Source organism: Streptomyces sp. NPDC093109, assembly GCF_040701725.1.
Classification (GTDB): Bacteria; Actinomycetota; Actinomycetes; order Streptomycetales; family Streptomycetaceae; genus Streptomyces.
In genome coordinates this window covers 1-11574 of the sequence record NZ_JBFBEZ010000002.1, presented here as the reverse complement: position 1 = coordinate 11574, position 11574 = coordinate 1, and the positions used below count along the sequence as shown (strand labels likewise).

Sequence of the window (11574 nt, the reverse complement as noted above, 5' to 3'; positions counted from 1 at the left end):
AAAGTGATCGGGGTCACGCGATTTGATCCGGCCAGCACGGAACCGGACACCGCTTCAGCCCGTTGCACACACGAAGGGGGCAAAACCGCACACACTCCTCACGAATACGCCCCCGAGACCGCTTCCCGCACTTTCCGGGACCGACCCCCGGACGCCCGGCGACGACCCCCGCCACCGCGTACGCGGCGCGGACCGTGATCACCGGAGGTAAACCGGCAAAGCGCCCACGATGGTAACCGTCTTTCCCTTCAGCCCCCCAGTTCCCGGCGGAGCCGATCGGGATCCACGCGCCAGAAGGTGTGCTGCTCGCCGTCGACCAGCACCACCGGAATCTGCTCCCAGTACGCCCGGTACAGCGCCTCATCCTGGGAAATGTCCTTCTCTTCCCAGGATGCACCGGTCTCCGAGCACACCTTCTCGACGACGGCACGCGCGTCGTCACAGAGATGGCAGCCCGGCTTGGAGACAAGCGTCACCACCCGGTCGCTACTCTTCTTCTTCGTCGTACGCCGCAACAGAGGAGTCATGAGAGCCATTCTCCGCCCCCGCACCGCCCTGAGCGGCCGGTTGTCCACAGAGGCACCCCGGCCAGATGATCACCGGATTAACACACCGTCCGCCGAGTGTTCACCCCTCCGCGGCCCCATCCCGTCCATGAGCCCCGAACAGACTGGCTATGCTCGCGCTATGGCCGCACTGGGATGGCTCACTCCTCGTAGGCGCTCCGCCACAGCACGGAGCGTGCTGGCGGGCGAGGCCGCGGCCGAGGCCGGGCTGAAGTCCACGCAGGAATCACCGGACCGGCGAAAAGACGGAACCGCCACGACCGGCGCCCACGAGGTACCGGACTTCCCCGTCTTCGGCGACGACCGCGCCGCCGCCTTCTTCGACCTCGACAACACCGTCATGCAGGGCGCCTCGATCTTCCACTTCGGCCGCGGCCTGTACAAGCGGAAGTTCTTCCAGCGCCGCGAGCTCGCCAAGTTCGCCTGGCAGCAGGCCTGGTTCAGACTCGCCGGGGTCGAGGACCCCGAGCACATGCAGGACGCCCGCGACAGCGCCCTGTCCATCGTCAAGGGCCACCGCGTCTCCGAGCTGATGTCCATCGGCGAGGAGATCTACGACGAGTACATGGCCGACCGCATCTGGCCCGGCACCCGCGCCCTCGCCCAGGCCCACCTGGACGCGGGCCAGCAGGTCTGGCTGGTGACGGCCGCACCCGTCGAGACCGCGACGATCATCGCCCGCAGGCTCGGCCTGACCGGCGCCCTCGGCACCGTCGCCGAATCGGTCGACGGCGTCTACACCGGCAAGCTCGTCGGCGAACCGCTGCACGGCCCCGCGAAGGCCGAGGCCGTCCGCGCCCTGGCCGCGGCCGAGGGCTTCGACCTCGACCGCTGCGCCGCGTACAGCGACTCGCACAACGACATCCCGATGCTCTCGCTCGTCGGCCACCCGTACGCGATCAACCCGGACACCAAGCTCCGCAAGCACGCGCGCCGGCTGGAGTGGCGGCTGCGCGACTACCGCACCGGCCGCAAGGCGGCCAGGGTCGGCATCCCCGCCGCCGCGGGCGTCGGCGCCATCGCGGGCGGCACCGTCGCGGCCGTGGCGCTCCACCGCCGCCGCCGCTGACCCCAGGGTCACCCCCGCACCGCACACCTCGCCCCCGTACGGACATCCGTACGGGGGCGAGGTCGTCACTCAGCCACAACCCATCACGAGAGCAAGCAGATCTTGACGCAATCCGATCAGCAAACGGTCACGATGTGCGACTAGATACGCCGCTTAGGCGTCACGGAAGCGACGTAATCGATGATTTGAGCAACTGGGTGTAGCGCTGCCTGTACGAAGCGTTATTCTCCTCAGACGCATACCGGACCCCACCCGTCGCTACGACGAGTGAACGGTCCCGCACTGCACGTGATGGAAGCTCTGCCTCTGGGAGTCCCGTGTACCCACACGTCGGGGTTGACGCCTCGGGCCTGGCTACGCTGCGCGCAACGGTCCTCGACCACTTGCGCGGCTTCGTCCCCACCGCGTACGCCGTCCCCGCCTTCGCCGCACCGGCCCCTGCCGTGAGCGGCCCTATCGGTCCTTGTTACGCCCTGGCGAACGGCGGTGCGGCGGTCGGCAGACGGGGAAGCCGAAACAGCACCGCCGCCTCGACCACCACCCCCCGCCGACCCGCCGCCGACAGCGACAGCGCCCGCATGATGGAACTGGTCGAACGCGCCCAGGCCGGCGAGGCCGAAGCCTTCGGCCGGCTGTACGACCAGTACAGCGACACCGTCTACCGCTACATCTACTACCGCGTGGGCGGAAAGGCGACCGCGGAGGATCTCACCAGCGAGACGTTCCTGCGTGCCTTACGCCGGATCTCCACGTTCACCTATCAGGGTCGCGACTTCGGCGCCTGGCTGGTCACCATCGCCCGGAATCTGGTCGCCGACCACTTCAAGTCGAGCCGCTTCCGGCTCGAAGTGACCACGGGCGAAATGCTCGACGCCAACGAGGTCGAACGCAGCCCGGAGGACTCCGTCCTGGAGCACCTCTCCAACGCGGCCCTGCTCGAAGCCGTACGGAAACTCAACCCCCAGCAGCAGGAGTGCGTCACCCTGCGCTTCCTCCAGGGCCTCTCGGTCGCCGAGACCGCCCGGGTCATGAAGAAGAACGAAGGAGCGATCAAGACCTTGCAGTACCGCGCCGTCCGTACGCTCGCCCGGCTGCTCCCGGAGGACGCCCGCTGACCGCCCCCGTCCCCGCCCCCGTACCGCCCGCCCCCTCCAGGGACTCAACTCACAGTCGGTGACGCCCCGATGACGCACTGGTCCGATCATCCTCCGCGCGTAACCCAAGTGCCGCGCCGCTCGTTGTGCGGGATGCAGGCTCCCTGCGGTCACGCCATGCCCGCGGCCACTCACTCCATCGTGTGGGGGCGCTCAAGGCGTGCAACCTTCCGGACCCCCAGGGGAGTCGATCGTCATGACGAGAGGAGGTGCCGCCAGTGATCGCGAACGTTTCGGCACACCGGCGGGCGAACGCCTTCGCCCAGTCCCTGGACGACCAGACGGTCCAGGGCGCGGCGGGGGACCAGCCCGCCGAGTCGGTCGAACCGGCCGAACAGGGGCGGCTGTTGGCCCTGGCGCGTGGTCTCGGCGACATGCCGAAACCCACGCTGGACCCCGAGGTCAAAAGGGTGCAGCGAGCACAGCTCGTGGCAGCCATGGAGGCCATGCTGCTGGAGGGCAGAGCCGCCGGGGGGGTGTCCTCGGGCCCTACGGTGCCCGAGCAGCGGACCTCCGGCAAGGGCGCCCACCGGGCCTCCCCGCTCCGCAAGCTGCGGCCGAGGTCCCGCTGGTCCAAGGGCCTCGCGGCCGGCGGACTCACGGTGGGTGTGGCGGCGGGCGCGTTCGGCGGAGTCGCCGCTGCCAGTTCCGACGCCCTGCCAGGTGATTCGCTGTACGGGCTGAAGCGCGGCATGGAGGACATCAAGCTCAACCTGGCGGGTGACGAGTCCGCGCGCGGCGAGCTGTATCTCGACCACGCCTCGACCCGGCTCAGCGAAGCCCGCCGGCTCATGGAGCGGGGCCGCTCCGGCCCCCTCGACCACGAATCCCTGGCCGAGATCCGGCGCACGCTGAGCGGGATGAAGCACGACGCGACAGAGGGCCACCGCCTCCTCCACGAGGCATACGAACGGGACGGCGCCATCGGCCCGATCGCCACCCTCTCCTCGTTCTCCGCCTCGCACCGCCAGTCGTGGAACGGACTGCGCGACCGGCTGCCCCTCCAGCTGACGGACGTCGGCGACGAGGTCAGCTCGGTGTTCGACGCCATAGACCAAGAGATCGCGCCACTCCAGTCACTCCTGCCACGAGCGCCCGAAAAACGCCAGGACATCACCCGTCCCGGCGCCACGGAGAACTCCCCGGGCACCAGCCGTACGGAGCCCTCCCCGACGCCGTCCACACCCGCCACGAGCGACGAGGACGGCTCCACCACCAGCGCCCACACCAGCGAGGGCCCCAAGCCGTCCGGCCAGGACTCGGGCAGCCCGTCCGACGAAGGCCTCCTCGGCAGCGCGGGCGGCCTGCTCGACCCGGCACCGAGCAACGCCACCCCGTCCCCGTCCGACAGCAGCAAGGAGAGTTCCGAACGCCCGGGACCGAACGTCACGATCCCGCCGCTCCTGCCCGACCTGCTGCCCGGACTGGGCATCAAGGCGGAAGACGCCGACTAGGCCAACCCGCACGCACCGATCGACCGATCGCCGGACAGGCTCCACAGCCCGTCCGGCGATCACCCATGTCCGGTCAGTCGGTCATTCCGGGTCAGAAGAACACGGACCGCCGCTGCACCAGCAACTTGTAGAGCGTGTGCTGAATCTGCTCCCGCACCTGATCGGTCAGGTTGAACATCAGCATCGGATCCTCCGCCGCCTCCGGCGGATACCCGTCCGTCGGGATCGGTTCACCGAACTGGATCGTCCACTTCGTCGGCAGCGGCAGCGCCCCCAGCGGACCCAGCCACGGAAACGTCGGCGTGAGCGGGAAGTACGGCACCCCCAGCAGCCGCGCCAGCGTCCGCGCGTTGCCGACCATCGGGTATATCTCCTCGGCGCCCACGATCGAGCACGGCACGATCGGCACCCCCGCCCGCAGCGCCGTCGAGACGAATCCGCCCCGGCCGAAGCGCTGCAGCTTGTACCGCTCGCCGAACGGCTTGCCCAGGCCCTTGAAGCCCTCCGGCATCACCCCGACGACCTCCCCGCGCAGCAGCAGCCGCTCCGCGTCCTCCGCGCACGCCAGGGTGTGCCCGGCCTTCCGCGCCAGCTCGTTGACCACCGGCAGCATGAACACCAGATCCGCGGCCAGCAGCCGCAGATGCCGGTCCGCCGGGTGGTGGTCGTGGACGGCGACCTGCATCATCAGCCCGTCCAGCGGCAGCGTCCCCGAGTGGTTGGCCACCACGAGCGCCCCGCCGTCCGACGGGATGTTCTCGATGCCCTTCACCTCGACCCGGAAGTAGTTCTCGTACAGCGGCCGGATCAGCGACATCAGGACCTGATCGGTCAGCTCCTCGTCATAGCCGAACTCGTCGACCCGGTAGTCCCCCGTGACCCGCCGGCGCAGAAACGCCAGCCCGCCCGCGATCCGCCGCTCCCAGCCGCCGCCCCCGGGCCCGGCCGCCGCCTCCGGCTGTGGCTCCGACTCCTCCGGCTCCGGTACGGGCGCCAGCGGGCGCTTCCCGGCGGCGTCCTTCGCATGCGGACCGTGCTGCCCGGACTGACGACGGCCACCGCCACCGCCGCCACCAGAGCCACCGCGCCGCGGCCTCGGTTCGTCGCCGAAGGGGAGGACCTTGGCATCAGCCATGTCGGATGCGCTCCTTGCTGACGGAGGGGGCGGAAGTGCCGGACGCGGCAGAGGCGGCGAGGGCGACCAGACCCGAGAGCCGGTCGACCGCGCCGGCCGCCGCCTCCGGCGGCAGCAGCCCCGCCCCCCGCCCCCGGACGAAGTCCGCGAACGCCTCGGCCGTCGAGTACGAGGGCGTGAAGCCCAGTGTCTCGCGCAGCTGATCCGTACTGACCACCCGCCCATGGGTCAGCAGCCTTATCTGCTCCGGCGCGAAGTCCGTCACCCCGACCGCCCGCAGCGCCGACCCGACCCAGGTGACGGCGGGCAGCACGACGGGCACCGTGGGCCGCCCCAGCCGCCGTGCGCACTGCGACAGCAGCAGCACCCCCTCGCCCGCGACATTGAACGTCCCGCTGTTCAGCGTCCCGCGCCGCGGCTCGTCCGAAGCGAGCAGCAGGACATCGAGGACATCGTCCTCGTGCACGAACTGGAGCCGCGGGTCGTAGCCGAGGACCGTCGGCAGCACGGGCAGCGAGAAGTAGTCGGCGAGCGGGGAATCCGCCGCGGGCCCGAGGATATTGGCGAAGCGCAGCACACAGACCGCCACATCCGGCCGGCGCCGCGCGAAGCCCCGTACGTACCCCTCGACCTCGACCGCGTCCTTGGCGAAGCCGCCGCTCGGCAGCGACTTGGGCTGCGTGGTCTCGGTGAAGACGGCCGGGTCGCGCGGCGCCGAGCCGTACACGCCCGTACTGGACTTGACCACCAGCCGCTGGACACCGGGCGATTTCTGGCACGCGCCGAGCAGCTGCATCGTGCCGATCACATTGGTCTCCTTGACCGTGGACCGGCCCCCGGAACCCAGCGGAATTCCCGTCACATCGAGATGGACGACGGTATCGACCCGGTGCTCGGCCAGGACCCGCGCGATGGCCGGCCGGCGGATGTCGGCCCGCACGAATTCCGCCCCGCCCAGATCGTGCTCGGGAGGGACCGCGTCCACCGCGATCACCCTCTCCACCCCGGCGGCGCGTTGAACACGCCGCACAAAACGGCTTCCGAGCTGCCGGGCCGCTCCGGTCACGAGCACGACCTTGCCCAAGATCAGCGCCTTTCTCTGCCTCTGCTGCCTCTGCCGCCGGGAAAACGCACTCCGTCGCACTCCACGCACCGCGTACCGCGTCACCGTACAGCCCGGTTCAGCAGGGCACGGAAAAACACCGCGGCCCTCCCACCGGTTCGGTGGAAGGGCCGCGAATGCACGAACAGCTGCCGCTTACTTCTTGTTGCGACGCTGAACGCGGGTGCGCTTGAGCAGCTTGCGGTGCTTCTTCTTGGCCATCCGCTTACGCCGCTTTTTGATAACAGAGCCCACGACTACCCTCGCTCACTTCTCTTCACTCGGTGCGGGGCGTCTGGGCCCACACGACCTACGTCGGCCTAGCCTACCCGCCACCGAGTGAGGGACGTAATCCGAGGGAACTCCTAGGCGGACTGGACCCCCACAAAGGACTCGCGGAGGTACTCGTGAACCGCTTGCTCCGGCACCCGGAATGACCTGCCCACCCGGATCGCCGGCAGATGACCGCTGTGCACCAACCGGTACACGGTCATCTTCGACACTCGCATCACCGAGGCGACTTCCGCCACGGTAAGGAACTTGACCTCGTTGAGAGGCCTCTCGCTGCCAGCAACCATGATCCACCTGTACCTTCCGCACCCGACGGCCACCGGCTTCCCCTCCGGTAACTCTTCGTCGCTGTGCGCTCACAACCCAGAGTAGGGGCGGGTGATACGAGTGGGGAAGAGGAGCAGCCTTCGGCCGCCTACTGTGACAGACACGCCCGATTGAGTACATAGCGCGCCAGCGGCCGGTAGTAGGCCGCACGCGCCGCGTCATCCAGCGGCACCGCCACCGACACCCGCCCCTCGGCCTCGCCGACGAACAGCGCGGGGTCGTCCGTGTCGGCCAGGCCGATGGCCTCGATACCCAGCTGACCTGCCCCGCAGACCCATCCGTGGTCCCCGACGACCAGCTTCGGCAGGGGGTCCCCACTCGCCGCCAGACCGTCCAGAGCGACCCGAACCGGCAGCGGGGAGTGGGTATGTGCGCCGGTGTCACTCCCGGCACTCCGCGCGCCGGGTTCCCGCACCAGCGCGACTCCCCGTACGTAGTCAAGGTTGCACGTACGTACCCCGAACCGGGTCGTTATGTCGATACATCGGCCCTGCGCGGGGGTGAGGACAAGACATCCCGCCGCCGACAAAGCGTCTGCCAGTCCTGCGTAGAACCCGAGCAGCCGATCCGGATGCCCCGTCCCGAGCAGCACCGGAACCCGCCCCGCCGCGGCCCACCCCAACCGGTCGGCGAACGCGTCCAGCGCGCTCAGCGTCCGCTCGGGATCAATGACATCAGGACCCGAGACATGATCGGAATCGTCGGAAACCCCGCACTTGTCTGCCATGAGCCTGAGCAAGTCCCGCTCATCCCATGCCCATTCAGGATCGAGTCCGAGCGTCACCCGGGGATCGCGCACGGCGAAGAGACGGTAGCTGCGCAGGCTCTTCTCCCGCGACGTGGCCACAGGACCGGCCAGCCTGGCCGCCAGCAGATGCGCCCGCAGGGCTCCCTTGCTCAACACCCCGCCGATGCTGCCGCCCGCACCACCCACCCGGGCCGGAACCCCGAATACACCGCACAGTTGGCGTAACGAACGTAACGAACAACGCCGGAGGCGGTACGGGCCGACGCCCGATGGCCGGCCCGGCCGACGGACCGCCGGCCGGTCTACGCGAGCATCCCCCGCAGCGGGAACACGGCCTTCCGCGTCGCCAGCACCGCCTGGTCCAGCCGGTCCGCCGGATCGTACCCGGCATCCCACGACGCCCACCGCGGCGTCCGCCCGTCCGTCATCCGCCCCGGCCCCGGCTGCCGCGTCCGCGCGTACACCTCGGCCCGCCAGTCCGCCGGCACCAGCGACTCCGGATCCACCGGCGCGTGCGCCGCGATGCCCACCAGATGCGTCCAGGACCTCGGCACCACATCCACGACCGCGTACCCGCCCCCGCCGAGCGCGACCCACCGCCCGCCGTCCGCATACGTGTGCGCCAGCTCGTGGCAGGACTCCTGCACCGCCCGCTGCGCGTCGAGCGACACCGCCAGATGCGCCAGCGGATCCTCGAAGTGCGTGTCCGCGCCGTGCTGCGTCACCAGCACCTGCGGCCGGAAGTCCGCCAGCAGCTCGGGCACCACCGCGTGGAACGCCCGCAGCCAGCCCTCGTCCCCCGTCCCGGCCGGCAGCGCCACATTCACCGCGCCACCCTCCCCCGCCCCCGCCCCGGTCTCCTCCGGCCACCCGGTCCCCGGGAAGAGCGTCCGCGGATGCTCGTGCAGCGAGATCGTCAGAACGCGCGGATCGTCCCAGAACGCCGCCTGGACACCGTCCCCGTGGTGCACGTCCACATCGACGTACGCGACGCGCTCCGCGCCCAGCTCCAGCAGCCGCGCCACGGCCAGCGCCGCGTCGTTGTAGACGCAGAACCCGGCCGCCGAGCCCGGCATCGCGTGGTGCAGACCGCCGGCGAAGTTCACCGCGTGCGCGCTCTCGCCGCGCCACACGGCCTCGGCGGCGCCGACCGACTGCCCGGCGATCAGCGCCGACGCCTCGTGCATCCCCGCGAACGCCGGATCGTCCAACGTACCCAGGCCGTACGCCCCATCGGCACCACGCGGATCCCGCGAGGCCCGCCGTACCGCCTCCACATAGTCCTGGTGGTGTACGAGCCGCAGCGTCGAACCGCCGGCGGGCGGCGCCGCGACCACGTCCACCACCCGGTCGAGCCCGCAGGCCCGCACCAGCCCCATCGTCAACGTCAGCCGTACCGGATCCATCGGATGGCCGGCGCCGAAGTCGTATCCCGTAACCGCGTCATCCCACATCAACCGCGCGTGGCCGCTCATGCCCGCCACCGTATCGGTCCGGCTCCACGCCGAACGAGCGGGCATACACGAGAGTCACCAGCACCATTACCATCGGTACGAGCATCGCGCCCCGATAGCTCCACGCGTCCCCGAGCGCCCCCACCAGCGGCGAACCGACCAGGAATCCGACGTAGTTGAAGACGTTGAGCCGGGCGACCGCCGCGTCGCTCGCCGCCGCACCGCGCTCCCCCGAGGCGAGCCGCCCGGCGGCGGCGAAGGTCTGCGGCACGATCACACAGAGCCCGAGCCCCAGCATCGTGAAGCCGGCGATACCCACCCACGCGCCCGGCGCCACCGCCACCACGGCGAACCCGGCCCCCGCCAGCAGCGCCCCGCACCGCACCACCGCCACAGGCCCGAACCGCCGCACCCCGAGATCCCCGACCGCGCGTCCCAGCAAGGTCGTCACCATATAGGCGTTGTACGGCACGGTCGCCAGCTCCTCCGAACCCCCGAGGACGTCCTGAAGGTACTTGGCGCTCCAGTTCGACACCGTGGAGTCGCCGATGTACGCGAACGCCATGACGAGACAGAGCGGCAGCAGGAACTTGAACGCGACGGGCGTCCCCCCACCCCCACTGTCACCCTCACCACTACCGGCACTACCGACACCCCCCGCCGCACCCGTCTCCTGACGCACATCCGCGTACCAGCGGCTCCCGAGCAGCGCGGCGGGCAGCAGCACCACGACCACCGGGAGGTACGACACGACCAGCGCCAGGTGCCAGTGCGCCCCCACCCAGGCCAACGAGGCCCCGGCGATGCCGCCCAGGCTGAACGCGGCATGGAACCCGAGGATGATGCTGCGCCCGTACGCCCGCTGAAGGCTCACGCCGAGCATGTTCATGGACGCGTCGAGCGTGCCGACCCCGAGGCCGAACATCGCCAGCGACAGCCACAGTTGCCAGACCGCGTCCCCGGCCCCCACGCCGAGGAGCGCCAGCAGGACGACGGGCTGCGACCAGCGCAGCAGCGTCCCCGGCCACACCCGCGCCACCAGCTTCTCGCTGAGCACGCTCCCCACCCCGGCGAGGACCGGCACAGCGGCGAGGAAGAGAGGAAGCATTCCGTCGGATATCCCGTACCGGTCCTGGATGGCGGGGATACGGGTCACCAGGAGCGCGAACGTCACTCCCTGAACGAAAAAGCTGAGCGCCAGAGAGACCCGGCCGTGCCGCAAACGCGCATCTGTCATGGCCGGACAGCGTAGGACCCCGCGCTACCCATGGGTAGATGGATCAGGCCCCGGATCCGTGGAGAAGCCCGGGAAGTTCGGACATGTGGGAGAAGAGCGCGGTCGCCCCGGACAGTTTCTCGGCGGGGGTCATCGCGGTGAACGCGTAGACGTCCATGCCGGCGGCCCTGGCGGCGGTGACTCCGTGCGGGCTGTCCTCGACGACGGCACAGGCGCTGGGGGCGACCCCCATCCGCTCGGCGGCGTGGAGGAAGAGGTCGGGCGCCGGCTTGCCCCGCCCGACGTCCTGGGCGCTGTAGATGATGCTGTCCCCGAACCACCGGTCGAGCCCGGTCCTCCGGTGCCCCACCCGGATCCGCTCGTGGCTCCCGGACGACGCCACGCAGTACGGCACCCCGTCGGCGGCGAGCTTCTCCACCACGGCGACCGCGCCGTCCACCGGCAGCAGCTCGCGTTCGAAGGCGGCGAAGATCCGGGTGTGGAGCACATCGTCGAAGTCGGCCGGGAGCGCCTGACCGGTCCGCTCGCGCACGAGGTCATGGATCCGGTGGACGGCGCCGCCCATGTAGTCGTGCAGGCACTGCTCGTAGGTGGTGGGGTGGCCCAGCTCGGTGAGATAGGCGGCGAGGATCGTGTTGGAGATCGGCTCGCTGTCGACCAGCACACCGTCGTTGTCAAAGATGATCAGTTCGTAGCGCATACATCGACCCTAAACGCAAAAATGCCCCGCACCAGATACCTGGTGCGGGGCATTCCCACAATAATTGTTCGGCGGCGTCCTACTCTCCCACAGGGTCCCCCCTGCAGTACCATCGGCGCTGTGAGGCTTAGCTTCCGGGTTCGGAATGTAACCGGGCGTTTCCCTCACGCAATGACCACCGAAACACTATGAAGATATCCAACAGCTGGAAGACAACACGGCTGTTCGTTACTTCAGAACTAACACAGTGGACGCGAGCAACTGAGGACAAGCCCTCGGCCTATTAGTACCAGTCAGCTCCAACCGTTACCGGTCTTCCACATCTGGCCTATCAACC

At 69.7% G+C, this 11574-nt stretch carries 12 protein-coding genes and 2 rRNA genes; 3 read left to right on the top strand and 11 right to left on the bottom strand.

Annotated elements, in window-relative coordinates; genetic code table 11:
- Nucleotides 1–248: 248 nt before the first annotated feature.
- Complete coding sequence (locus AB0389_RS02440) at nucleotides 249–527, bottom strand: glutaredoxin family protein (protein ID WP_366393454.1); 279 nt, start codon at nucleotides 525–527, stop codon at nucleotides 249–251.
- A gap of 160 nt (nucleotides 528–687) precedes the next feature.
- Here AB0389_RS02440 and AB0389_RS02435 point away from each other — a divergent pair, with 160 nt between their 5' ends.
- The 3 genes from AB0389_RS02435 to AB0389_RS02425 all read left to right on the top strand — a co-directional run bounded on the left by AB0389_RS02435 (nucleotide 688) and on the right by AB0389_RS02425 (nucleotide 4243).
- Entirely contained in the window at nucleotides 688–1635 is a 948-nt protein-coding gene (locus AB0389_RS02435) for an HAD-IB family hydrolase (RefSeq protein ID WP_366393453.1), read from the top strand.
- 317 nt (nucleotides 1636–1952) lie between these two features.
- On the top strand, nucleotides 1953–2750 hold the full coding sequence (locus tag AB0389_RS02430; RefSeq protein ID WP_366393452.1) for an ECF subfamily RNA polymerase sigma factor, BldN family: 798 nt from the start codon (nucleotides 1953–1955) through the stop codon (nucleotides 2748–2750).
- Between the two features lie 257 nt (nucleotides 2751–3007).
- On the top strand, nucleotides 3008–4243 hold the full coding sequence (locus AB0389_RS02425; RefSeq protein ID WP_366393451.1) for a DUF5667 domain-containing protein: 1236 nt from the start codon (nucleotides 3008–3010) through the stop codon (nucleotides 4241–4243).
- 91 nt (nucleotides 4244–4334) lie between these two features.
- Here the strand turns inward: AB0389_RS02425 and AB0389_RS02420 are convergent, their stop codons facing one another.
- The 10 genes from AB0389_RS02420 to AB0389_RS02375 all read right to left on the bottom strand — a co-directional run.
- Complete coding sequence (locus AB0389_RS02420) at nucleotides 4335–5378, bottom strand: lysophospholipid acyltransferase family protein (protein ID WP_366393450.1); 1044 nt, start codon at nucleotides 5376–5378, stop codon at nucleotides 4335–4337.
- The gene (locus AB0389_RS02415) at nucleotides 5371–6462 is read right to left on the bottom strand and encodes an NAD-dependent epimerase/dehydratase family protein (RefSeq protein ID WP_366393449.1); all 1092 of its coding nucleotides are present in this window, start codon (nucleotides 6460–6462) and stop codon (nucleotides 5371–5373) included. Before AB0389_RS02415 ends, AB0389_RS02420 begins: the two co-directional genes overlap by 8 nt.
- A 174-nt stretch (nucleotides 6463–6636) precedes the next feature.
- Nucleotides 6637–6735, bottom strand: coding sequence for an AURKAIP1/COX24 domain-containing protein (locus AB0389_RS02410; protein ID WP_003948845.1), 99 nt, complete (start codon nucleotides 6733–6735; stop codon nucleotides 6637–6639).
- A 110-nt stretch (nucleotides 6736–6845) separates the two neighbouring features.
- Entirely contained in the window at nucleotides 6846–7058 is a 213-nt protein-coding gene (locus tag AB0389_RS02405) for a helix-turn-helix domain-containing protein (RefSeq protein WP_162793810.1), read from the bottom strand.
- A 128-nt stretch (nucleotides 7059–7186) separates the two neighbouring features.
- The gene (locus AB0389_RS02400) at nucleotides 7187–8002 is read right to left on the bottom strand and encodes a phosphatase (protein WP_366393448.1); all 816 of its coding nucleotides are present in this window, start codon (nucleotides 8000–8002) and stop codon (nucleotides 7187–7189) included.
- 146 nt (nucleotides 8003–8148) lie between these two features.
- Nucleotides 8149–9321: an acetoin utilization protein AcuC gene (locus tag AB0389_RS02395; RefSeq protein ID WP_366393447.1), complete on the bottom strand. Its 1173-nt coding sequence runs from the start codon at nucleotides 9319–9321 to the stop codon at nucleotides 8149–8151.
- Nucleotides 9290–10537 (bottom strand): MFS transporter, encoded by a 1248-nt coding sequence (locus AB0389_RS02390; RefSeq protein ID WP_366393446.1) that lies wholly within the window; start codon nucleotides 10535–10537, stop codon nucleotides 9290–9292. The genes AB0389_RS02395 and AB0389_RS02390 overlap by 32 nt, the downstream gene beginning before the upstream one ends.
- Nucleotides 10538–10580: 43 nt before the next feature.
- On the bottom strand, nucleotides 10581–11237 hold the full coding sequence (locus AB0389_RS02385) for an HAD family hydrolase (protein ID WP_366393445.1): 657 nt from the start codon (nucleotides 11235–11237) through the stop codon (nucleotides 10581–10583).
- A gap of 66 nt (nucleotides 11238–11303) precedes the next feature.
- Nucleotides 11304–11420 (bottom strand): 5S ribosomal RNA (gene rrf / locus AB0389_RS02380).
- Nucleotides 11421–11500: 80 nt separating this feature from the next.
- Nucleotides 11501–11574, bottom strand: a 23S ribosomal RNA gene (locus AB0389_RS02375); the annotation flags it as partial.

What these genes read in the sequence shown, in the direction of transcription:
- AB0389_RS02440 (WP_366393454.1), bottom strand. Translation starts at nt 527, where the DNA reads ATGACTCCTCTGTTGCGGCGTACGACGAAGAAGAAGAGTAGCGACCGG.
- AB0389_RS02435 (WP_366393453.1), top strand. Translation starts at nt 688, where the DNA reads ATGGCCGCACTGGGATGGCTCACTCCTCGTAGGCGCTCCGCCACAGCA.
- AB0389_RS02420 (WP_366393450.1), bottom strand. Translation starts at nt 5,378, where the DNA reads ATGGCTGATGCCAAGGTCCTCCCCTTCGGCGACGAACCGAGGCCGCGG.
- AB0389_RS02405 (WP_162793810.1), bottom strand. Translation starts at nt 7,058, where the DNA reads ATGGTTGCTGGCAGCGAGAGGCCTCTCAACGAGGTCAAGTTCCTTACC.
- AB0389_RS02395 (WP_366393447.1), bottom strand. Translation starts at nt 9,321, where the DNA reads ATGAGCGGCCACGCGCGGTTGATGTGGGATGACGCGGTTACGGGATAC.
- AB0389_RS02390 (WP_366393446.1), bottom strand. Translation starts at nt 10,537, where the DNA reads ATGACAGATGCGCGTTTGCGGCACGGCCGGGTCTCTCTGGCGCTCAGC.
- AB0389_RS02385 (WP_366393445.1), bottom strand. Translation starts at nt 11,237, where the DNA reads ATGCGCTACGAACTGATCATCTTTGACAACGACGGTGTGCTGGTCGAC.